Annotated in this window: 26 protein-coding genes and 2 pseudogenes; 8 read left to right on the top strand and 20 right to left on the bottom strand. The window is 41.3% G+C overall.

What is annotated here, in order from left to right:
* Positions 1-62 precede the first annotated feature (62 nt).
* Complete coding sequence (locus BUA59_RS11175) at positions 63-596, top strand: glutathione peroxidase (protein WP_072839784.1); 534 nt, start codon at positions 63-65, stop codon at positions 594-596.
* Positions 597-677: 81 nt separating this feature from the next.
* Here the strand turns inward: BUA59_RS11175 and BUA59_RS11170 are convergent, their stop codons facing one another.
* From BUA59_RS11170 to BUA59_RS11150, 5 genes are all read right to left on the bottom strand, one after another.
* Positions 678-1,412 carry a hypothetical protein gene (locus BUA59_RS11170; RefSeq protein ID WP_245813134.1) on the bottom strand — a complete coding sequence of 245 codons (735 nt, stop codon included), beginning with the start codon at positions 1,410-1,412 and terminating at the stop codon, positions 678-680.
* 50 nt (positions 1,413-1,462) lie between these two features.
* On the bottom strand, positions 1,463-2,236 hold the full coding sequence (locus BUA59_RS11165) for an AraC family transcriptional regulator (protein ID WP_072839783.1): 774 nt from the start codon (positions 2,234-2,236) through the stop codon (positions 1,463-1,465).
* A 39-nt stretch (positions 2,237-2,275) separates the two neighbouring features.
* Positions 2,276-2,731, bottom strand: a complete 456-nt coding sequence (locus BUA59_RS11160) for a carboxymuconolactone decarboxylase family protein (protein WP_072839782.1) — start codon at positions 2,729-2,731, stop codon at positions 2,276-2,278.
* Positions 2,732-2,891: 160 nt separating this feature from the next.
* Complete coding sequence (locus BUA59_RS11155) at positions 2,892-4,211, bottom strand: YjiH family protein (RefSeq protein WP_072839781.1); 1,320 nt, start codon at positions 4,209-4,211, stop codon at positions 2,892-2,894.
* A gap of 334 nt (positions 4,212-4,545) precedes the next feature.
* A complete protein-coding gene (locus BUA59_RS11150) occupies positions 4,546-5,688 on the bottom strand; it encodes a tRNA-queuosine alpha-mannosyltransferase domain-containing protein (protein WP_072839780.1) in 1,143 nt (380 codons plus the stop codon).
* Between the two features lie 141 nt (positions 5,689-5,829).
* On the opposite strand from BUA59_RS11150, the gene BUA59_RS11145 reads away from it, so the two are divergent.
* Positions 5,830-6,573, top strand: a complete 744-nt coding sequence (locus tag BUA59_RS11145; RefSeq protein WP_072839779.1) for a dienelactone hydrolase family protein — start codon at positions 5,830-5,832, stop codon at positions 6,571-6,573.
* Between the two features lie 37 nt (positions 6,574-6,610).
* Here BUA59_RS11145 and BUA59_RS11140 read toward each other — a convergent pair whose 3' ends face one another.
* Complete coding sequence (locus tag BUA59_RS11140; RefSeq protein WP_012070169.1) at positions 6,611-7,165, bottom strand: YaeQ family protein; 555 nt, start codon at positions 7,163-7,165, stop codon at positions 6,611-6,613.
* Positions 7,166-7,617: 452 nt separating this feature from the next.
* On the opposite strand from BUA59_RS11140, the gene BUA59_RS11135 reads away from it, so the two are divergent.
* Positions 7,618-7,833: a DUF1127 domain-containing protein gene (locus BUA59_RS11135; RefSeq protein ID WP_072839778.1), complete on the top strand. Its 216-nt coding sequence runs from the start codon at positions 7,618-7,620 to the stop codon at positions 7,831-7,833.
* Between the two features lie 184 nt (positions 7,834-8,017).
* Here the strand turns inward: BUA59_RS11135 and BUA59_RS11130 are convergent, their stop codons facing one another.
* Together BUA59_RS11130 and BUA59_RS11125 are read right to left on the bottom strand one after the other, a co-directional pair.
* A complete protein-coding gene (locus tag BUA59_RS11130; RefSeq protein WP_072839777.1) occupies positions 8,018-8,476 on the bottom strand; it encodes a S24 family peptidase in 459 nt (152 codons plus the stop codon).
* Between the two features lie 108 nt (positions 8,477-8,584).
* Positions 8,585-8,782, bottom strand: a complete 198-nt coding sequence (locus BUA59_RS11125) for a helix-turn-helix domain-containing protein (protein ID WP_072839776.1) — start codon at positions 8,780-8,782, stop codon at positions 8,585-8,587.
* 83 nt (positions 8,783-8,865) lie between these two features.
* On the opposite strand from BUA59_RS11125, the gene BUA59_RS11120 reads away from it, so the two are divergent.
* Positions 8,866-9,516 (top strand): LexA family protein, encoded by a 651-nt coding sequence (locus BUA59_RS11120; protein ID WP_072839775.1) that lies wholly within the window; start codon positions 8,866-8,868, stop codon positions 9,514-9,516.
* Between the two features lie 135 nt (positions 9,517-9,651).
* Positions 9,652-9,864 carry a carbon storage regulator CsrA gene (gene csrA, locus BUA59_RS11115; protein WP_072839774.1) on the top strand — a complete coding sequence of 71 codons (213 nt, stop codon included), beginning with the start codon at positions 9,652-9,654 and terminating at the stop codon, positions 9,862-9,864.
* 144 nt (positions 9,865-10,008) lie between these two features.
* Here csrA and BUA59_RS11110 read toward each other — a convergent pair whose 3' ends face one another.
* Complete coding sequence (locus BUA59_RS11110; protein WP_072839773.1) at positions 10,009-10,644, bottom strand: SDR family oxidoreductase; 636 nt, start codon at positions 10,642-10,644, stop codon at positions 10,009-10,011.
* Positions 10,645-11,158: 514 nt separating this feature from the next.
* On the opposite strand from BUA59_RS11110, the gene BUA59_RS11105 reads away from it, so the two are divergent.
* A complete protein-coding gene (locus tag BUA59_RS11105; protein ID WP_072839772.1) occupies positions 11,159-11,350 on the top strand; it encodes a hypothetical protein in 192 nt (63 codons plus the stop codon).
* A gap of 3 nt (positions 11,351-11,353) precedes the next feature.
* Entirely contained in the window at positions 11,354-11,752 is a 399-nt protein-coding gene (locus BUA59_RS11100) for a type II toxin-antitoxin system YafO family toxin (RefSeq protein ID WP_072839771.1), read from the top strand.
* 224 nt (positions 11,753-11,976) lie between these two features.
* Here BUA59_RS11100 and BUA59_RS11095 read toward each other — a convergent pair whose 3' ends face one another.
* From BUA59_RS11095 to BUA59_RS11080, 4 genes are read right to left on the bottom strand one after another with little or no spacing between them, the layout of a single operon-like run.
* Complete coding sequence (locus BUA59_RS11095) at positions 11,977-12,270, bottom strand: HigA family addiction module antitoxin (protein ID WP_072839770.1); 294 nt, start codon at positions 12,268-12,270, stop codon at positions 11,977-11,979.
* A complete protein-coding gene (locus tag BUA59_RS24125; protein ID WP_281251017.1) occupies positions 12,270-12,440 on the bottom strand; it encodes a type II toxin-antitoxin system RelE/ParE family toxin in 171 nt (56 codons plus the stop codon). Before BUA59_RS24125 ends, BUA59_RS11095 begins: the two co-directional genes overlap by 1 nt.
* Complete coding sequence (locus tag BUA59_RS11085; RefSeq protein ID WP_084122360.1) at positions 12,392-12,895, bottom strand: GNAT family N-acetyltransferase; 504 nt, start codon at positions 12,893-12,895, stop codon at positions 12,392-12,394. The genes BUA59_RS24125 and BUA59_RS11085 overlap by 49 nt, the downstream gene beginning before the upstream one ends.
* Positions 12,849-13,169: a type II toxin-antitoxin system TacA family antitoxin gene (locus BUA59_RS11080; protein WP_072839767.1), complete on the bottom strand. Its 321-nt coding sequence runs from the start codon at positions 13,167-13,169 to the stop codon at positions 12,849-12,851. The genes BUA59_RS11085 and BUA59_RS11080 overlap by 47 nt, the downstream gene beginning before the upstream one ends.
* Before the next feature lie 74 nt (positions 13,170-13,243).
* Between BUA59_RS11080 and BUA59_RS23830 the strand changes: the two genes are divergently transcribed.
* Entirely contained in the window at positions 13,244-13,534 is a 291-nt protein-coding gene (locus BUA59_RS23830) for a hypothetical protein (protein ID WP_072839766.1), read from the top strand.
* Between the two features lie 82 nt (positions 13,535-13,616).
* Here the strand turns inward: BUA59_RS23830 and BUA59_RS11070 are convergent, their stop codons facing one another.
* From BUA59_RS11070 to BUA59_RS11030, 7 genes and pseudogenes are all read right to left on the bottom strand, one after another.
* Positions 13,617-14,243 carry an antA/AntB antirepressor family protein gene (locus BUA59_RS11070; RefSeq protein ID WP_072839765.1) on the bottom strand — a complete coding sequence of 209 codons (627 nt, stop codon included), beginning with the start codon at positions 14,241-14,243 and terminating at the stop codon, positions 13,617-13,619.
* Positions 14,244-14,866: 623 nt separating this feature from the next.
* Entirely contained in the window at positions 14,867-15,637 is a 771-nt protein-coding gene (locus BUA59_RS11065) for an AAA family ATPase (protein WP_072839764.1), read from the bottom strand.
* A gap of 197 nt (positions 15,638-15,834) precedes the next feature.
* Positions 15,835-16,017 (bottom strand): annotated as a pseudogene (locus BUA59_RS11060) (IS3 family transposase); the annotation flags it as partial.
* A gap of 7 nt (positions 16,018-16,024) precedes the next feature.
* Positions 16,025-16,279, bottom strand: a pseudogene (locus BUA59_RS11055) (transposase); the annotation flags it as partial.
* 1,113 nt (positions 16,280-17,392) lie between these two features.
* Positions 17,393-18,094, bottom strand: coding sequence for a hypothetical protein (locus BUA59_RS11040; protein WP_072839761.1), 702 nt, complete (start codon positions 18,092-18,094; stop codon positions 17,393-17,395).
* A gap of 114 nt (positions 18,095-18,208) precedes the next feature.
* Positions 18,209-18,541 carry an immunity protein Imm33 domain-containing protein gene (locus BUA59_RS11035; RefSeq protein ID WP_072839760.1) on the bottom strand — a complete coding sequence of 111 codons (333 nt, stop codon included), beginning with the start codon at positions 18,539-18,541 and terminating at the stop codon, positions 18,209-18,211.
* Positions 18,542-19,318: 777 nt separating this feature from the next.
* The gene (locus BUA59_RS11030) at positions 19,319-20,173 is read right to left on the bottom strand and encodes a hypothetical protein (RefSeq protein ID WP_072839759.1); all 855 of its coding nucleotides are present in this window, start codon (positions 20,171-20,173) and stop codon (positions 19,319-19,321) included.
* Between the last annotated feature and the right edge of the window lie 17 nt (positions 20,174-20,190).

Here is a 20,190-nt window from a genome sequence, read left to right as displayed (position 1 = left end):
CATTGTTTAAGCAACAAACCGCTAAGATTCTTGCATCGAATATAAATTGATAAGGAGTTTTTATGAGTCATCCACTAAATCTCAGCGTTAAAAACATCCAAGGCGAAAGCGTTGACCTATCTACTTACCAAGGCAAAACGGTTTTGATTGTTAACGTTGCGTCTAAATGTGGTTTAACGCCTCAGTACGAAGGCCTTGAAGCCTTGTACAAGAAATACAACGAGCAAGGTTTAGAAATCCTTGGTTTCCCTGCAAACGATTTCGCGGGACAAGAACCCGGTAGCGATGAAGAGATTCAACAGTTCTGCAGCCTAACTTACGATGTGACTTTCCCAATGTTCAGCAAGATTGTTGTTACTGGTGAAGACAAGCATCCTCTATATAAAAGCTTGATTGAAGCAGCGCCTGTTACGCCGAATCGTGACGCCATGGTTACCATGTTGGCTGGTCATAAAATCGAAGCGACCAAAGCACCAGAAGTGGTGTGGAACTTTGAGAAATTCCTTATCACCAAAGATGGAAAAGTGGTTCGTTTCTCGCCAGATGTAACGCCTAAAGATGACGCGCTTGTTGCTGTCATTGAAGCTGATCTATAAGCTTTCAGACTAAACAGATCTATAAATAAAACGAGCCACTATGAAAATGGTGGCTCGTTTTGTTTTTTTATAAGCTTTTATCTAAGAGTTTCTAAGCAGCCTAAGCAATTTCATCCGGCTCCAATTTTGCCTATTCAGCTTTTTATAAATCCACAAACAACCAATATCAAAACCAAAGTAGAAAACACTGATGCCACTTGGTGGATTACTGCTGGTGATGAAAGAAACCGTTGAAAACCATGTATCAGGCCACGCCCAGCATTGGTAATAGGTTCCCAGCAACTCTAAATACACCACCATGAAAAACATAATGAGAAAGAACAACTCGTTGCCCGGCTTTTTTTTCAAAAACAGCACAACGCCAAGCATACAAAGAAAGCCCAATCTATCTTGGTCAAGTAGCAACCAAAGGCTTGAATAGACGATCATTCCCCAATACAAAATCGAAACAACCCGCACTTTGTTGTGTTGGATGATTTTTTCTTTTTGAATATAAAACACGGCGGCATAAATAAGACTGTGACCAAGAGGTACATAAAGCGGCACGTTTTCTAAACGATATTCGTACATTCCCAAAAGAAGGGAAAATACCACCTCACCAATTAACGCCAAAAAAATGCCATACAGCATCAACTTTTTGATTTTACTGGTCACGCGTAAATACACCCAAGCAAAGCACAACAGTACTAAACCATTGGTGATCCATTGACTGTAATGAACCTGCTCAGCCAATGACTGGCTGTCAATGAACAAACCAAGCCAGAGCATCAAGAGCACAGGGATATAGATGGATTTATATTGGAGTTTTGAAATCATTTGCAAATGATAAATAAACTTAACGACTGACACCATCAAAAACAAACTACTTACGGTAATAGCTTACGATTAATATAACGCTTTGGCGTAATACCTGCGATTAACTGGCATTCACGCGTCATATGAGCTTGATCAGAAAAACCGTATTCGATAGCAAGCTCCGCTAGTCGGGTGTGATTTCGTCCTTCTTTTAAAGCCAGCAAAACTGCCCGAACTCTTCGCAATCGTTGGAAGTATTTTGGCGACATACTCAAGCGGTGCTGAAACTGGCGCTCTATTTGGCGCTGACTAAGTGGAAGCGCATCTAACAAATCAACTCGAGAAGATTGTTGTAGCAACTCTACCGCTTTCAACACAGGATCATGGATATCGGTCATGCTAGAAACCCTTTGGTAAAAAGCCTTATCCAATAAATCTATTCGCTCTTGAGTAATCAAACAGTCTTTTAATCGAACAAATAAAGATTGAATAAATTCAGACGTTTGCAGTGGGCCAGTCGTGCTTTCTTGTTTTGCCAACTTTGTCTGAAATAAGCGCCCCATTCCAGGCTGAAAACGCACTCCAATTAGATCTGTTCCAGATGGTAAATGAATAAAATGAGCCTGCTTATTGGTTGATTCAAACATCACTGGATCATGCAATGCTTGTTGATCAACGAGTATTGGCTCTCCAATATTAAACAATACGCCACTACCCGCGTCCGCAACCAAACGACGAGTCACGCCTTGCTGATCCATTGGAACCTGTGCCGACCAGATAGCTTGCAACCACAAAGCAAGATGCCCTTGAGGAAAATGGATATCAAACAACAAGGGCGATGACATGTTAATCCTCTAACTTACTGGTGAGCGGAAACGGCTTATCTAGCGAAAACTGCCAACCTCAGGTTTAAAGACTTTTACAATTCGATTCCAACTAGAAATAGCATTTATAGCAATGGTTAAATAGGTTAATCCAGATTTCCCAAAATTGGCTAGCATTTCTTCGTAATGAGCATCATCAACTGAATGACCAAAAACAAGATGCTCCGCCCAAGCTAAAGCCTGACGTTCTTGCTCTGAAAATAGTAGAGAATCTTGCCACGCACTCAAGGCAATCATTCGCTCGTGCGTTTCACCCATTTCGAATGCTTGCGTGCTATGCATATCCAAACAAAAGGCACATTGGTTTATCTGTGATACACGAAGCTTCACTAGCTCCAAGATAGCCTTACCTAGGCTTGGTATTTCTGTGAATTGCTTACCTAAGATTTCTTCCTGCTTAAATAAAAGCTCGAACGCTTGTGGTGCAGCGGCATAATAGTTGATGCGTTTTAGCATATTGAGACCTCCAAAGAATAAATTTGAAGCTCAATCCTAACGACTGCGGACCTGTATTAATTGAAGAAATTCGACATTTTGCAAGAAAGAATAAAACACACCAAATTGATGAAATGGAGTCAAATCAGTGTGTTTTATTTCGCTTTTTTCGGTTAAGTCTTTACTTAATAAATTGCTCCGCCCAAAACGCCACTGGTGAGGCAATCAGAATCGTCAAGGCCACACGTTGATACCACACGATCAACATTTGCTTAATATTCAACGGAATCTCGGTCGACAAAATACAAGGGATCGATGCGGAGAAGAAAAGTATCGATGAGATAGACACTACACCAACCACAAACTTAACAACAAATACGCTTTTCGCTGCGATCAAAGCTGGCAAGAACATTTCCGCTAAACCAGTAGCCGACGCGGTAGCAACCATCATTGGATCAGGCAATTGTGCGATCCACGCGAATGGGTAAAACAGGTAACCAATCCATTCAAACACTGGTGTGTATTTCGCCAATAACAAACCACACAAACCGACAGACATGATAGAAGGCAAAATACTCATTGCCATTAACATGCCTTCTTTGATGTTTTGCAGAATATTACGAGCAAGTGGATTTGCATTGCTCGCAACTTCAAGCCCTTCTAAGGCAGCCTGTTTGAAACGAGAATGCTGGAACTTTTCCACTTCACGACTTTCTGCTGTGTCATCCATTTTGCTAAGCGGGAAAAGTCGTACAGTGATTGCCGTTACCACAAAGGTAATCAACAAGGTTGCCCAGAAAAATACGTTCCAAACATCCATCAAACCCAATGTTTTCGCCACAATCACCATGAAAGTCGCAGACACAGTGGAAAAGCCAGTAGCAATAATCGCCGCTTCTTTCGCGGAATATTGACCAGACTTATAAACTCGGTTGGTAATCAATAAACCAATAGAATAACTGCCTACAAACGATGCAACCGCATCAATCGCAGACTTACCCGGCGTCTTAAACAACGGCTTCATAATCGGCTGTAAAAGCACACCTGCAAATTCAAGCAGCCCGTAACCAATCAAAAATGCGAGGAATACCGCACCAATAGGCACGATCAAACCAACAGGTACAACCAACTTACTGAACAAGAAAGGCAACATATCTTTCTCGAATAAGAAAGCCGGACCAACCGAGAAAAATGCCATTACAGCAGTAACAACACCCAACACTTTAAAAATAGACAACACGGTTTGAGTTTTACTTGTACGCCAGTTACCCGAAATAAAAGGATAAGCACCACCGGCTAAGACTACCAAAATAGCGTAAACCTCGGCCATTTGACCGTAATCATTTCTAAGCCACGACACAATATGATCAAGCGGGATCGTTTCTTTTCCACCAATACTGATCGGAATGAAAAAGACAAAAATACCAATACAACTATAAGCAATGAGTTTAAGAAGAGACAACGGAGACACAACTCCGGACTTTGAATCTGTAGCATTCATATGAGGACTTCCTATGAGAACGTTATTAATCACAAGATAAATAGCAACATACATACCAACATGTATATACATATTAAAATATCGCAATAAAGCCTATTCACTTGAGATTAAGATAAGTTTGTTTTTATTTTTCAACGCTAACAGAGCAAATATCGCACAGAATAAGCGCAACATAAAGACTTATGCGCTATTTTGAATCATATCAATCCAAAATAGATAGGCGTACTTATAGGAAAAAGAAATTTGAATAAAAGTAACAAAAGAAAGGTTGTCTATACATAGCATGAAAATTGCGCAACCAATAAAGTTTTATCCTAACGCCATATCAGAACTCTTATAGACGAGTAGAACTACCCTTCTTTTCAACCAGTTCGTCATACTTCACCAGTAAATTTTTAGCTTGATACTGGCTCACATTTGGGGCTTTTACATCATTTGCAACAATATATTGAATCAAATCCACTGCGTTTTTTGCTTCTTGCTGTATGTTGCTTAGATCACTTTGATAAAGGTATTGTTTTTCGTTCTGGTATTTGCCGAACAGCTCTGGGTAAACCTGCCGATTTGGTAACACTGGCACACAACCAAGAGTAACCGCCTCTAGTACCGCAAGACCTTGGAATTCATGTAAAGCGGTAGAGAGCACAATGTCTGATGATGAAAGAAAGCGCAGATAATCCGCTCGACTTGGTGCGAAACCGAACTGGCTAATACGATGGGAAAATTGGGCTTGAATCTGATTAAATTCTTTTGGCGTGGAACGAAATTGCTCGCCTAAAATGGCAATTTCGTAATCTAGTTTGCGATGTTCTAATTCTTCTAAAATAGCCAGCAGTCGATCTGGCCCTTTGTCGAATTCCCAACGTGCCGACCAAACTAACTTTATTCGCTCTGGTTGTGATTTCGAGTTCGTGCTTTCTTCTGCCGAAACCAAAGCCTCCACAGAAACAGGCATATCCAAAGGCACTGGAAGAACTTGAGCTTTTGCTTCAGTATCATTTAGCCAATCTGGTGAGACGTAATCAGGCAGTTTTTTTAACAAGGCTCGAGCACCAGCAAAGAACGAGGCTTTGTTAAATTGACTGTTAAATACACACAAATCAGCCGCCAAGGCACTGTACAAAGTAACCATCTGCATTTCGATAAGGCCTTGCTGTTTGTCACTCGCAGGATAGGCAAATTGGTTTTCATGGAAATATAGCAACCAAGGTAGGTTTTGCAGATCAGGACAAAAGGCTTTCAGACCAACACAATCCGTCATTGACGTGGCAATAACCAAGTCATAAGGCTTTTCCAGTATCGGCTTAAATTTCGGGTCAAAAGCAAAACTCATGGCATTACCACGAATACGCCATGCAAAATGCCGAGCAGGCAAAGACAAATAACTCCAGTCATGCTGACTTAAGCCATTCATCAAGGTATTTGCCCAAGCTTTATGGCTGCTGGCTTCGTAGGCACTGATCAATAAAATTCGCACGGGTTCTTTCTACTCGTTAGTTAAATTTGGCTTTTGTGTCTAATTGAGAACTTTTGTGTATATTTGAGAGCTTTGTGGCTGGCTCATCGCGGTTGAGTCGAATATCATGTAGGAAAATTACGAATCGCCTTAAGGAAAACCATGATCATTCAACGTCACGATCAAGATATTAACACGCCAACAGGCACCATGCGCTGCACCGTTTATCGTCCTCAGGCCGAAGGTCGCTTTCCTTGTATATTCTTTTATTCTGAAATTTTCCAACAAACCGCACCGATTGCACGCTCTGCCGCCATAATGGCTGGTCATGGTTTTGTGGTTATTGTGCCAGAAGTGTTTCATGAACTTAACTCAATCGGCACAGTATTAGGCTATGACGATGAAGGCAAAGACAAAGGCAACGCAGACAAATTCACTAAAACACTAGAAGCTCATGACAGCGATACTGTAGCTATGCTCGAATATTTCGAACAGCAAGATTATTGCACTGGTCAATTTGGTTCCATGGGCGTTTGCTTGGGCGGTCATTTGGCTTATCGTGCGGCGTTAAACCCTCGTATTCAAGCATCTTTCTGCTTATACGCTACAGACATTCATTCGAATACCATTCCTTGCGACGAAGGTAATGATTCTTTTACTCGCACGAAAGAAATTCAAGGGGAATTGACGATGGTATGGGGCAAACAAGATCCTCATGTATCAACAGAAGGACGTCAGAAGATTTATCAGCAATTGATCGATACTGACCGCCTATTCACTTGGCATGAATTCAACGGCCAGCACGCTTTCATGCGCGACGGAGGCGATCGTTACGACCCTGCTCTCGCCTTAGAATGCTACAACAAAGCGGTGGCTTTGTTTCAACGTACCTTGCATAAAGCCTAGCTAAAAAAGCAAATCAATCGACCGAAACGAGGTGAGCTTATTGCTCGCCTCGCCACATTGGCGTCATTGCGCATTCGCCTAGCTCACCAGAGATCCACATTTCGCCATCTTGAATCGTGACGTTCAATTGCATAGATCGAGTACAAATCTTCGCCAACGCCTCAACTTGAGATTCGCGGAACTGCAATACTCGCATGTTATCAAAACGACTATTTTTGCCTTTGTTTTGTTCCCACCAAATATCTGACTTATCGTTATAATTAACGACGATCACTTTCTGAGCTCGACCACAAGCTTTACGTAAACGCTTCTCGTCAGGCTGACCCAATTCTACCCAAAGCAAAATTTCGTCTGAGTAATTTTTCTGCCAAAGATCTGGTTCGTCTTCGGTACTAATGCCTTTGCTGAAACTTAATTGCTCGCCGCCTTCTTTCTCGTCAGCCAATAAAGCAAACGCCGCTAAACGCACCATCATGCGTTCTTCAGTTTCAGAAGGATGTAATGCCAAGGTCAATTCATAACTTTGGTAATGGTTTCTATCCATATCGGACACTTGAACCGATGCTTTATAAATTGTTGCTTTCGTCGCCATGGGGTCACTTACTACATTATTAACTACAAAAAAGGACAAGAAAATCGCGACGAATTGTACAGCAAAAAACACCGACAATACCGCTACAAACAAACTGTTTTTTTCACATCATGAAGGCATTGGTAATGTAAAAAAATAAAAGATATATCAATATAAATGATTGACATAAGTCACAAAAAAAGGCTCAATAAAAAAGCCCGAAAAAGAGCAAAATTTACACAATGCATAACGCAACCAATAGAACACAAAGTTAAGGAGAAGCAAGATGACTACATATACGCTAAATCATTCTACTTCCCCTATGGCTACTCGCATTAATAATCGAGTACGCAAAACTTTGTCCACGCGTTCAATGCCTGTGTAATACACCATTGACCGCGGAATTTACGCGGTCACCTCTGTAAGAAATCACCCCGTAAGTTCCGCCAAAACTATTATTTTGGAGAAAACTTATGAGTATCATCGCCCTATTCAACGCCGCTAAAGAATATTTTGAAGCTCGTCGCACCAATCAATTGTTTCGTCAGCTTGATGACCATTGCTTAAAAGATATTGGTTTCTACCGCGATAACGGACAAATTCGTCCATTAGCTGGTAACAAAGACTTAGAAAGTGATCTGAAAGGAAAAGCTCAAATACCACCAGGAGAACAACCGAGCGACGGATGACCAGACCGTCACCTTAGATGGCTCTAAGGTGACGGTAAAGCACTAGGCCGGATGGCCACGACGCCTTTCATTATTAGGTAGTGAAAGGCGTTTTTTATTAACTAACATTATCTATTAGGCATAGAACTACTAGACATAGAACTATTAGAAGTAGAACTAATAGATAGAGCTATCAAAAACGAAGTTATTCACCACGCTCTAATTGACGCACCACACTCGTTACAACACCAAATACTTCTAAACTAGATACTTCATTTTCAACAACTGGCGTAACTTTTTTTGCAGCGTAAGCTTTGTTCTTAGGACGAAGCAGCACGTCTGGTTTTAGTTCCAACGTCATTACCGCCATCTTTCCATGTTCAAATGCAATCACAATGTCTCCATGACGCGCAGTTAATGATCGGTCCACAACCAGTACATCACCTGTTTGAATATCTTCTCTTTCCATCGGCTCACCTTGAGCACGCACAAAAAAAGTTGCTGTAGGATTAGGAATACACAAAGCATTCAGATCCACAGACTTGTCTTCAGGCTGCTTACTGAGATCAGAAGGTTTCACTGGCTCAGAATAAAGTGGAATTCGAACACTGTTTGCCGCAATGAAAGCAGCCGACTCAGAAGTACCAAGATAAGAAACGCGCATAGTAAAAACACCCAAACTGTATATTCGTACAGTATGTTTTAAAGCACGCGAATAAACTAGCAAATTTTTGTAAAGACGAGAGATTAATCTCCTATAACAAACATCAAACTAGAGCTCATGATCCCTAAGCAAATCACTTTCACTGACCTCCCCTTCCGTCGCCAACGAGATACGCCGTATGTATTTCGCAGGTGAACGCTTATGGATATGTAACCAATTCCAGACATGCGCTTGTTTAACTCCTAAAATTTGCGCGAGTGCAGTTTGGCTTCCTACAATTTCGACTGCTTTTGCAATGGCTGACATATAACCTCCTTAACAACCTTTACTGTATTTGATGACAGTTTTTATTGTTTGTCAAATACAGATAAAGTTGTAATTATTCGCTTATGACTATTGCAGAACGCGTTAAACAAAAAAGAACTGACTTAAGACTGACTCAAGCCGAGTTAGCAAAGCACGTTGGCATCTCCCAACAGTCGCTGCAAAAAATTGAAGACGGCAGAACACAAAATCCACGTAAGCTACTCAATTTAGCCAAGGCATTACATTGCGATGCAGAATGGTTATTACTGGGAACAGCCAGTGAAGTAAGAGAAAGCGCTTCTAGCTACACCAATAACAACAGCTCTTCACAATCCTTAGAAACTAATTTAAGACCTATAATTACAACGCAACAAGCAGCTCAATGGCCGAATATTGCTGAATTAGACGAAAGAAAATTTGACTGGATAGAAACACCAGAATCCACATCGAAATCAGCATTTTGGCTAAATGTTATAGGAGACAGTATGATGTCACCTTCTGGCGCAAGCGTTCCCGAAGGTTACCTAATTCTGGTTGAACCTAGCTTAACAGCCAAGAATGGTGATTTGATCATCGCAAAAGTAGCAGGCAGCAAAGACGTGACATTTAAAAAATTAGTCATCGACGCTGGCCGAACTTATCTAACACCACTCAACCCGAACTATAGACCAATTGAAGTCCCCAATGACCTAACAGTCATAGGTGTTGTCACCCAAGCCCGAATCTTGTTTTAGACTATTTACAACCTCCCTTCTTCATACTAACGTAACGTTTGGCCTATTAAACAAGGAAAACGCTTTAAGCTGTTGACACACTGACAACATAAACTGTATTTTAAAAGTGTCGACAACAACCAAAGGATAGGAATTATGCTAGTCATTACTCGACACCCCGGTGAAACCATTAATATCGGCGATGATACGGAAGTCACTGTATTAGGAGTACAAGGCACTCAAGTTCGCATCGGCATCAAAGCCCCGCAAAAAATAAGCGTTCATCGTGAAGAAATTTACAAACGTATTCAAGCAGAAAAACTACTGGAAACTTACAGCGAACAGGTCAAAGAAAACCAACCTGCTTAGCAATTTTATTTACTGAGAAGCTTAAATGCTCAATAAAGATCCAAATAAAAGCAACAAATACAAAAGAGCCCCAATGTCGTCTTCCAACTATTCGGAGTCACTTCACATTAGGGCTCTTTTGGCTATTCTAATAAGCCTACGCTGTTAGACAAGAACATTATCAACATCATAAGTACCACCAAACAGCTCGAATATCTTACCATTCAAGTCATCCTTGCTTAGGATAAATAAAACCGATTTAGCAACATCCGCACGCGGAATCGCCATTTCCTCTCTGCTATTTGGTCTTTTTATAGTGATTTTTCCTTGGCCTTCATCATTCGTTAAAGGGCCAGGACGAACAATAGTAAAAGGCACACCTGACGCCATCAAATATTGATCTGCCATATGTTTAGCAACCAAATAAGGCTTGATATCTGACTCTATTGCCTCAGGATCATCAGCACCAATACTGCTGACCATAATAAACCGCTTAACATTGGCTTCTTTTGCATAATCCACAGCTTTTTTAGCCGCCCATAAATCAATCAACAAGGTCTTATCAGCACCTGTTGAACCACCAGAACCAGCAGCAAAAATCACATTATCAATACCATCAAAAGCCTGACTAAAGTCACCTTCTAAATCCGCTTCGACAATTTCTAGATCACTGTCTTTTAAATCATCCAACTTAGATTTGTCTCGTACCAAAGCACGGACATCCTCTTCCGTCTCAACAAGTGTCTTGGTTATCAATTGGCCAACTTGACCACTGGCACCAATAATTAGCGTCTTACTCATAACTTGCCTCCTTTTTAAACCTCAAGGAAAATGACCCAAACTCTAAACAGCCATAACCTCATAAAATGTTACTAATTACTATAAGGACGTAACCCTAGGATAAAACCCCAAACGGCTAGTTTGCATATTTACTGGATATTAGGTGTTTGTTTTAGGAAAAATGAAATTGGGAAGAGAAACACTGACACAAATGCATACTTATTTCTTAAACTGAAAATTGGCTTGCAACAAGATATTACATTCCAAAACCACCTGAGAACACTGACAGCCACTTCTCACCGACCTAGAATGCTAATATCTCAGCGATACCAGAAGCCAATCAGCATGTCGTAGCAGAGCGTTTAGAAGCGCTCCAGGATGAGTTAAGAAGAGCCTTACAGACAAGTCAGTGATCACGCATTCACTCAGAAAATCATTGTTTGGTTAACATTTGATCACGTTATAAGTTTGACGATCTCGTCAAACTTAGCTATAAATACGGCTGTAATATAATTTTACATTTTTAGGTGAAACCATGAATACCGTATCAGAGTATAAGCCATCCACTCCGATGTCTTTATCTCGTCACAACAAGACTAAGCAAGCTAGCAAAGATGCTAAAGAAATGAAGCATTATGATATTGCTGGGCTTGAAAAAACATCACGCGAAGGTCTTGAAGCCGCCATAAAAGACAAAACAACGTCTGGCTGGGTTCGCGTTATCTAATAAATGTCCTCTCAAATACAAGTCAGTGTTAGCTCTTTCCTTACTGATCACCCAGATATAAGCGACTTAGCCAAAGACTTTGCTCTGTATAAAGAAACAGGCATTCCGCCCCTTCATTTTGGCAGAGACGGTGACAATAACCGCCCCACGATTTGCAGAGAAGAGAATGTCTGGCACATACACCTAGCCCACCTACCTATTCACTTCACCAAATGGCCAAAAATCCGTAATCAGCAAGCACGTACAAGCGACAAGTGTCTTATCTATTGCCCTGGCTATTTCGATGAAAATCACTATCTACTGATTGCTATTCTTGATCCGCCAGCCCACGAGAAACAAGAAGACATGCCTTTGATGGAACAGATTGGCCGAGAAGCCGAAGCCTTTAGAAGAGAAATCTAATCCTAGTACACGCCATCAATAATTCGATACATAGGGCGTAACTCCACTTTTCCATCCTCATATTCAACCACCTCAAAATTGAGGGCGTTAAGTAATCAAATAAAGGGTGGCAATTAACATCTCCTCAAAAATGAGAAGATGTTAATTTAACCAGTAAACACGATCTATCAATTAGAAGTCTGTGAAGCTACGTTGGGCGGTTTGGTACATGCGGACGGCTTGGTCTAGGCCGATGCAAAATTAACAGGATGAACATTCGCTAAATTTAGATGTTGCTTAGCCTGCCAAAGATCATAGGCATCTTGCATGGCCAACCAACTCTCAGGCGTTCTGCCAAGTGCTTTAGATAGACGCAATGCCATTTCAGGTGACACCGCGCTCTGTCCTTTCAGGACACGACTTAACGTGGACGATGCGACATCCAATTGCTTGGCTAAAAAGCGGCAGCTAAAACCCGCGGGCTCAAGATAAACATTGTAAATAAATTCGCCTGGGTGCGGAGGGTTGTGCATATTCATTAGTGATAATCCTCATAGTTGAGAATGTAAGCATTACCATCAACAAACTCGAAAGTAATACGCCAATTCCCGTTCACAGTAATAGACCAAATCCCATCTCGACTGCCTTCCCAAAATTCGGTTATTTTCGATCTTTGAAGAATGTCACAATGGAGTCGATCGGCATCCAAAGTTTGAAGGTATGTTCTTCCTTCTGAAGGAAGATGAAGCCGCGATTCTGATAAAATGTAACTAGATCATCATCTTTGGCGTCTACAAATAATCCAACAACACCCATGTTCTCGTTTATCAGCAAGGTTCGCCGCATTGCATCGATTACCATGATTTTGGCGATGCCCTGCCCTTGGTAACCTTCATCCACGCCCATTCTGGCTAATGTCACGCCGGGCAATGGGTTAGGGTATTTCTTGTACAGTTTATGAGGAACAGGAACTTTGACCTCAATATTACTGAGCGAGTAGAAGCCCGCAATGTCTGTTTCATCGCTCCCTTCCAGAACAAACGTCCTAGATAGGTTTCGCTTTGCTGCACTGTTCGCAGACTCCTTTAGAAATTTGTTAATTCGCTCATTGCCACAATCAAAGCGTTTTCGATTGTGGCTTTCTTTCAAAGGTGACAGTGCCATTTTCATAATCCTTTAGCGCTTTGTAAGCATCATCAAGATGTTGAATCTCTGGCGGATTGTCTAATGCTTCAAAAAATCGGTTAGCCCCTTCCATAGATAACGTCAGTAGCCTGTTTCGCTCTACCACTTCTTTTGCCCTCTCTAAGGCTGCATCAATCATAAACTGAGACATTGAAGCACCGGATAACTCCGCCGCATTAGTAATGATCTCTTGAACCTCTTTTGGCGCTCTAGCGACGAGCCGCACATTTTCTTGGACATGAGATATAGTCATAGTTTTCTCCAAGACTGTTTTATTTACAGTCTTTTATCTACCGTTTTGGGCCTCAGCCTCTAAGTGGCGCCATTATGGCATCACCAAAAAAAATAGTCAACATGCTGCCAAAATGGCACCACATAAACTCAAACCACTTCACTAGCCACCACAGAACACCTGTACCCTGCTTTGCTGTCTCCTCGTGCGGTGACTTTGTCGATGGACCAGTAGCCTTTCATTTCGGGTGGGAAGGTGTCGTTTATGGTGAGGATGCCTTCTGCGACGCCGGTGCCTTGACGTTGACTTTTGATGAGGTCGTCTTGATTGGGTTGCTGCGCAGCCGCCTCAAAATTGAGGGCGTTAAATTCAGCGCTACAATCTAGGTTTTCGATCTTGCGTAAGGGGTTGTCATGACGCTTAAAAAAGACGAAAGCCCACCTCGGTGGGCTTTTTTGTGCCTGTCGTTTAAAAGTCTGTGAAGTTGCGTTGGGCGAGGTCTTTGACGCGGGTAATGTTGTCGTTTACCCAGTCTGGTGTGTGTAGTTGGGCGATTTGGGTTTGGTACATGCGGACGGCTTGGATTAGGTCGACGAGTTCTTTAGAGGGGATGACGACGGGGCTGCTTTCTAGTTTCATGGCTTTGACCATGTCGTTGAGGAGTTGGTATTTTTCTGTTTCTTGGAAGCTAGTTTCTTGGAAGCTAGTTTCGAGGAGTGCCTTGTTGGGCGTGGTGGCGGGAAGTTGTTTTTGCTCGTGGAGTTGTTTTTCGCAGTCGATGAAGTAGCGGCGGGCTTGTTTACCCTTGTCGTTGCGTTCGACCATGGCCAGTTCTTTTGCCATGTCTAACGTTAGGAAGTAATCCTTCACTTTCTGCACTCTTGATTTTGTGCTCCCCCATTTTGGGGAGCTCAAATTTTCAACACACTTAAAGTCTTCTCCTTCAATAAAACCATAACGTTTGATACGAGCGTTAATCCAAGTATTGAAATCGCGGCCTAGTTCAAGAAAGGTGTGAAGATCACGGGCGTTTACGGTATCGAGGGTTTGCTCGTTGATAGAGCGAGTGTGAAGCGGAATGAGTTGCACAGCCATGTTTGGCCTCCTTTGGTTAGGTTATTAACCACCAAACGAGGTGAGATGCTCAGTAAGGTGGTGGGTCTAAATCAGGATCTCACAACCGCCCAAAGGTACGGCCCAGCCGAAGCTGGCCCAACAAAGACCCACCATAACAGGCGGACTCCGGCCACAAAAAAACACGCGGTGCGTGTTTTAGGCCGCTTTGGTAAATCGGGGTGAGATTCCCGGCACTGGATTTTGCCAGTGCAAGATAAATACTAGATCAAGATTGGGCAGGGGTCAATGGAGATACATCCAATAATCTATTCCCTACCTGCCCTCCCTCGTTTTTTTAACGCTTCGTGTAACGCAGTGTAATCGACCATTCAAAATAAACGGACTAATGTTTGGTTCGTAGGCCACAGAAACTGAAATTATCGGTATCGAGGTTTGGGTCAGATGAAAAACAGTATAGTTTTTCATCTTACCCCAAACTCAAATTTGAAGAGCGCTTGGTGGGCTATTTGTAAACCCTTTCAGTTACACAGAATTAATTACAGGATTTTTTCTGATTAAAGACTCTTTTATCGTGATTGAATTTTACCAACTATTCGATTTATCGACCCTTTCAACTTTCGATCTATGGAGTAGCAGTGAATCTATTCATTAAAAAATAGCTCTTTTAACATAGGCTCAGGATTGTTCAGAAATGCCTTCGTAATTTGGTAATGATCGGTATCCTCAAATTGAATTGGATATATACCTGACTGATCTATTTGGTAAATTTTAGCATCAGGATATGCCATGAGAATCGGGGAATGGGTAGCCATAATAAATTGAGATTGGTTATTAACTAACTGACGCATTCGACTCAATACACTTAATTGTTTTGCAGGAGAAAGCGCTGACTCAGGTTCGTCGAGTAGATATAGCCCATTCCCACTAAAACGTTCAAATAATAACGAAATAAACGATTCCCCATGAGACTGGTTATGCAAAGAATTTCCACCATAGCGGTTTTTAATCTCGGGAGGCGGTGGCAAGTACCCAAAATCATATACTTCTTCATCAAGTTCATCCATATGCGTTGCTACGTTGTAAAAACTCTCTGCCCGCAGGAAAAAGCCATCATTGTATCGCTTAAATGATCTTGAAAATTGTAGATAACTATGTAATTCAGAATGTGTTTTCCTAGTACCAAAACTAAAGTTTTTGGAGCCACCTTCAGCATTGAACCCTAAGCCGACAGCGATCGCTTCAAGAAGAGTAGATTTACCACTACCATTTTCACCAACGAAAATGGTTACATCTTTACCAAATTCAATACTACGGAGCCCTTTAATAGCAGCTATTGAAAAAGGATAGTGATCGAATGATTCAATCAGATTTTTTTTAAGTTTTATCTCTTTTAGATACGGTAACGGTTCCATACTATGCATACTTAACTAGCTCACAGATTCACCCTATTAAATCAAGCCAAGGCTTTAAGACTTATCGTACCAACTTGACAGATTCCATAGAAGACTTCAATGCCTGTCTTTAAATATAAATCTTCGTAGAACCTGGTATGCCGTTTCGATGCTAACGTGTGCACTCGGAAAATAGCATTGTAATAAACCTGTTCTGGTCAACCTAAACTGGACACTTTTATTAGAGAATTTTCATAGTCAACCAGTGACATATCGTTGTTCGCCGAATGCAGTCTTTCGAGGTTGTAATACCTCATGTAAACTGCGGCATCTTTTCTCATATGCTGACGTGTGGACTGATGTACTTTAAATATCCAGTTGTGTTTTAGGCTGCCAAAAAACACTCAACAACCTCAGGATTTTATCGTCCATGGACGCAAAGCGCGTTTGGTGCTTGCGGACTAACTTGGGTTCAAAACTACGGTCGCGGGGCGTGTCGACGACAAAGCTGCCATCTTCGGTCTTGAGTGTTTTGGAGGTAAACCCATTACGACTGTTGGGTGCATGGTTTTTTTCATGTCGATCGTAACCAAGATGATCATCCATCTCGACATTGAGGGCGGTTTCGATCGTGACTTTGGTGAGCATTTTACGGAAGTCGTTGTGAATAATTAGGGTCAGAGTTAAATTAAACTCAAACAACCTCACTAGCCACCACGGAACACCGACACCCTGCTTTGCTGTCGTCTCGTGCGGTGACTTTGTCGATGGACCAGTTGCCTTTCATTTTCGGTGGGAAGGTGTCGTTTAGGGTGAGGATGCCTTCTGCGACGAGCTTAGGTTGCCCATACCTAGTAAATAAGTGTGTCGAGGGTGACGCTGGAGCCTTGTCGTTGGCTTTCACTTCCAACCTTACTTAGCGATTGCCAACATGCCTACTTAACAATTTTTAAAACTGTATGTTGTCAGGCTACTGGCTGCATTTACCACTCAAAATTATCCGTATCTAATAGCTAAGTTACCCTATAGGAGAATGACCTCCAAAAAATAGGAGTAATTTATGAAAAGTAATTTAATTGAGTTAATTTTGGATTCATTGTATGAAGTAGATCCAAGTGGAATTACCCGGATCGTGAGATTAATGTTACAACTATTTAGATACTATAAAACCTTTCACCTAAATTATTTAATCCCATTTGATATTAAAATCATCAACAGCATCAAGTTACTAGTTGTTTATTCAATAAAACAATTGTAAATCCCTTTCTAACGACGCCCATCTAATACAATTTTCTAAGTCTGCAACCTGCAAAAACACCTACACCACCTCACTAGCCACCACGTTACACCGATACCCTGCTTTGCTGTCTCCTCTTGCGGTGGACCAGTTGCCTTTCATTTCGGGTGGGAAGGTGTCGTTTAGGGTGAGGATGCCTTCTGCGACGAGTTGGGTTGCCCGTATCTAGTCAAGAAGAGCGTCGAGTGTGACGCTGGAGCCTTGGCGTTGCCTTTTGATGAGGTCGTCTTGACAGGCTTGTTGGGCGGTGGTTGGGTTGTCGTAGCTTTGGCGGAGTTTTTTGGGGGCGATGAAGATTCAGTACTATTTTTCATCTGCCCCCAAATTCCCTCCAAAACTTTAACTCCGTCTATTTCTTTTGGAGGCTTACTCATCTTTCACCTAACACTTAACGTCGCAAAACACTGACTGTCCAAAGCTGCGTCGCTTAGCTATGCAGCTTTGGACAGTCCGAGTGCATTTGCCTTGTTAGCATCGTGTTAAATACTTGCAAAATACTTTATAGAAAATATAAATGGATATATTAAAGTATCAATTACCCCCATACCAGTAACATCATGCAAAAGAAAAGGAGCAACAACATAACGAAACAACATATAATAAATAGCAACAAACGCCGCTATAACAGAAACTTTTTTTATTACTTCATGAAAAATTATTTCGGATGCTCTGATTGATGTGGAATGAGCTACCATATGAGCAATTTCACTAGGAGAATCACCAAACATAAAAACGAATGGCTTAAATAGTATAAAAGTATCTTCTATCTCTCTTCTTGCCCTATATTCTGCCTCTGAGTATGCTTTAGCATATATCTCATCCTTTAAATATGACTTAAAATCCAGGCGATACTCAGATGTTATTCTGTATGCAATTGGCAACTTAGCGTAAACATTATACGTTCCATGAATAATTGATGCTAAATAAACATTGGCAATAATAAATATAGAAATATCCCGCTCTGCAAATATTGGCACTAAATATACTGCCATAAGCAATAATATAATATTTATAGAAATGTTTGAAAATGCCGCATACAACCCCTTATATATCGCATCCAGGACTTCTGTTTTGGCTGTTCTAACTCCCTCCTCGATACCGTTATATAGAGCATCTGAAATTTTGCTAGATATATATTTTTTTATCGCAAAAGTTGCAACTGGTGCAATAAGCCAAATCATTGCATTCTCTTTTTTGTGCTAACGCCTGCCACAACGAATTGGGTGAGGTGGCGACTTTTTTGAGTGTTTTTCAAAAAATATGACGGCTTGCCCAATTCCGCTTGGTGGCACTTGTTACATGTTGATGATTGATAAGTCATGCCATACATCTTCGCAACCGTCAGTGATTAAAAACCTATACTCTGGTGGCAATACTAAGTATTGCTCTACTTCTGGCAAGTATTCATTTATATGGTTTACGTGTAATGGTTTAAAAAAATCTGCATATTGGCTCATTTCTTCACCACACCAAATATACCAGCCACATGTACCATTCTCTGCTTTATGACGAAGGCCATTTACTGGAAGCTGACCAATTGTTTTTATAGCCAGACCAAGCTTCTCAGGTTCTAAGCAAGGAATAAATTCAGCTTCAAACTTTTCGCAGACTTCCTTTTGATTTAGCACGGTGCTCCTTAAGACATGTAACATTTTAATAGTGCACCTGCGCTTTTAGACAATTCCAAGACCTTCCCAAAAACCTTATAAATCATTGAATACTAAAAATCATATAAAGCTATTCACAGAAATTGAAGCTGGAAAAAAGAGCATGTTCGTTATTTCATTTATCCCTTGATAATAAAAGACTTTCTTATTTACTGCCAGTACAAAGCGCACACATTTCCCAATCCCTCATAATCAAACCACTTCACTCGCCACCACGTTACACCTATACCCTGCTTTGCTGTCGCCTCGTGCGGTGACTTTGTCGATGGACCAGTTGCCTTTCATTTCGAGTGGGAAGGTGTCGTTTAGGGTGAGGATGCCTTCTGCGACGAGTTTGGGGTTGCCTGGTAAGTCGAGGGTGACGCTGGAGCCTTGGCGTTGGCTTTTGATGAGGTCGTCTTGGCAGGCTTGTTGGGCGGTGGTTGGGTTGTCGTAGCTTTGGAGAAGTGATTTGGGATCGATGATGATTAAGCGTTATTTTTCATCTGACCCCAAACTCTGAAGAATCTAGATTACATACAATTCGCCCTTTTCTATCTCTAACTTGTGTCCCTATGATTTTGTAGTCACCATCATCTATTTTATTCTGAATCGACTCTGGGATAAGGACTTCTATATTTATAGTCTTAATAGACATGATACTCCTACTTGCGGCCTACATTAGGTGAATAACGCTGCCATAAAAAGCGCGAGCTTGCGAGCGCCCAGCGACCGTAGGGAGCGAATTTAATGGCCTTGTTAGGCAATTTCATTTGTAACCTCGAATCCTATCTCTTTAAGGCTTAAATTTATTAAATTTATGCCAACCCTTTTTGCCCTTTCCCTTAAATTGTCCCATCGATCTATGCCGATACTGGTCTTCGTATTTGTAACAACAACCAAGTTGAATATTGGTTTTTTACCAGTTATTGATGAGTAAGAACTCACTTGCTCACTAGATCTTCGAAGGGAGTTAATAATAAACACATGGGCATGATCAGGATATCGTGCCCACTTAACCTCAAAAATTATATCCTCTTTATCTCGTCCATTTGTACTGACACCATCGAATTCGACTGACTCATTCCCCTTTTTAAAACGCACTCCCCTTTCAATGTTCCCGTATTCCTTTGACAAATAAATAAGGGCTTTTTCCTCAATTTCAAACGACAACTTCATTCTTGATATATTAGAAAGCTCTCGTAATTTTGAAAGGTCAATTTTTTCAACCGTAGATTCTTCCGTTTCTACTGGTTGTTTTGATGTGTATTCTTCTTCTATTGTTTCTTCGGCTTTTCGGCGAATATTCTCAGCCTTGCTGAGTGCCTCTTTCTTATATTTGAAGTAATTTTCATCTTTTCTGATTATTGCCGCCAAGTTCTGTAAAAATTCCAACTCAGTAACGGCGGTTGCAACTATAAAAATAGCGGCAAAATACGTAGCCCAATGAGAAGAGAAGAAAGATAGTGATGCCACAAGCATAATTGAGAACAATTTAGTCGCTTGGCTTCTTTGCTTTTCCCAAAAAGTAATAAATAGACACAGAATTGACACTAAAAGTGCAACAGTACCAATGAGGTTTATATAACTATCTGGTGGCACGATGTATTCCATTTTTTAGCCTAACGCCG

The sequence above is a fragment of the Marinomonas polaris DSM 16579 genome, assembly GCF_900129155.1.
Lineage (GTDB): Bacteria > Pseudomonadota > Gammaproteobacteria > Pseudomonadales > Marinomonadaceae > Marinomonas > Marinomonas polaris.
Note: the sequence above shows the minus strand (reverse complement) of the source record. Positions and strands in the feature narration are given on the sequence as shown.

What these genes read in the sequence shown, in the direction of transcription:
- BUA59_RS11165 (WP_072839783.1), bottom strand. Translation starts at nt 2,236, where the DNA reads ATGTCATCGCCCTTGTTGTTTGATATCCATTTTCCTCAAGGGCATCTT.
- BUA59_RS11030 (WP_072839759.1), bottom strand. Translation starts at nt 20,173, where the DNA reads ATGGAATACATCGTGCCACCAGATAGTTATATAAACCTCATTGGTACT.
- BUA59_RS11170 (WP_245813134.1), bottom strand. Translation starts at nt 1,412, where the DNA reads ATGATTTCAAAACTCCAATATAAATCCATCTATATCCCTGTGCTCTTG.
- BUA59_RS11125 (WP_072839776.1), bottom strand. Translation starts at nt 8,782, where the DNA reads ATGTCAGCCATTGCAAAAGCAGTCGAAATTGTAGGAAGCCAAACTGCA.
- BUA59_RS11130 (WP_072839777.1), bottom strand. Translation starts at nt 8,476, where the DNA reads ATGCGCGTTTCTTATCTTGGTACTTCTGAGTCGGCTGCTTTCATTGCG.
- BUA59_RS23830 (WP_072839766.1), top strand. Translation starts at nt 13,244, where the DNA reads ATGGCATCACCAAAAAAAATAGTCAACATGCTGCCAAAATGGCACCAC.
- BUA59_RS11040 (WP_072839761.1), bottom strand. Translation starts at nt 18,094, where the DNA reads ATGATTTGGCTTATTGCACCAGTTGCAACTTTTGCGATAAAAAAATAT.
- BUA59_RS11140 (WP_012070169.1), bottom strand. Translation starts at nt 7,165, where the DNA reads ATGGCGACGAAAGCAACAATTTATAAAGCATCGGTTCAAGTGTCCGAT.
- BUA59_RS11070 (WP_072839765.1), bottom strand. Translation starts at nt 14,243, where the DNA reads ATGGCTGTGCAACTCATTCCGCTTCACACTCGCTCTATCAACGAGCAA.
- BUA59_RS11160 (WP_072839782.1), bottom strand. Translation starts at nt 2,731, where the DNA reads ATGCTAAAACGCATCAACTATTATGCCGCTGCACCACAAGCGTTCGAG.
- BUA59_RS11080 (WP_072839767.1), bottom strand. Translation starts at nt 13,169, where the DNA reads ATGACTATATCTCATGTCCAAGAAAATGTGCGGCTCGTCGCTAGAGCG.
- BUA59_RS11110 (WP_072839773.1), bottom strand. Translation starts at nt 10,644, where the DNA reads ATGAGTAAGACGCTAATTATTGGTGCCAGTGGTCAAGTTGGCCAATTG.
- BUA59_RS11065 (WP_072839764.1), bottom strand. Translation starts at nt 15,637, where the DNA reads ATGGAACCGTTACCGTATCTAAAAGAGATAAAACTTAAAAAAAATCTG.
- BUA59_RS11135 (WP_072839778.1), top strand. Translation starts at nt 7,618, where the DNA reads ATGAGTATCATCGCCCTATTCAACGCCGCTAAAGAATATTTTGAAGCT.
- csrA (WP_072839774.1), top strand. Translation starts at nt 9,652, where the DNA reads ATGCTAGTCATTACTCGACACCCCGGTGAAACCATTAATATCGGCGAT.
- BUA59_RS11095 (WP_072839770.1), bottom strand. Translation starts at nt 12,270, where the DNA reads ATGAATATGCACAACCCTCCGCACCCAGGCGAATTTATTTACAATGTT.
- BUA59_RS11100 (WP_072839771.1), top strand. Translation starts at nt 11,354, where the DNA reads ATGTCCTCTCAAATACAAGTCAGTGTTAGCTCTTTCCTTACTGATCAC.
- BUA59_RS11175 (WP_072839784.1), top strand. Translation starts at nt 63, where the DNA reads ATGAGTCATCCACTAAATCTCAGCGTTAAAAACATCCAAGGCGAAAGC.
- BUA59_RS11120 (WP_072839775.1), top strand. Translation starts at nt 8,866, where the DNA reads ATGACTATTGCAGAACGCGTTAAACAAAAAAGAACTGACTTAAGACTG.
- BUA59_RS11105 (WP_072839772.1), top strand. Translation starts at nt 11,159, where the DNA reads ATGAATACCGTATCAGAGTATAAGCCATCCACTCCGATGTCTTTATCT.
- BUA59_RS11145 (WP_072839779.1), top strand. Translation starts at nt 5,830, where the DNA reads ATGATCATTCAACGTCACGATCAAGATATTAACACGCCAACAGGCACC.
- BUA59_RS11155 (WP_072839781.1), bottom strand. Translation starts at nt 4,211, where the DNA reads ATGAATGCTACAGATTCAAAGTCCGGAGTTGTGTCTCCGTTGTCTCTT.
- BUA59_RS11085 (WP_084122360.1), bottom strand. Translation starts at nt 12,895, where the DNA reads ATGGCACTGTCACCTTTGAAAGAAAGCCACAATCGAAAACGCTTTGAT.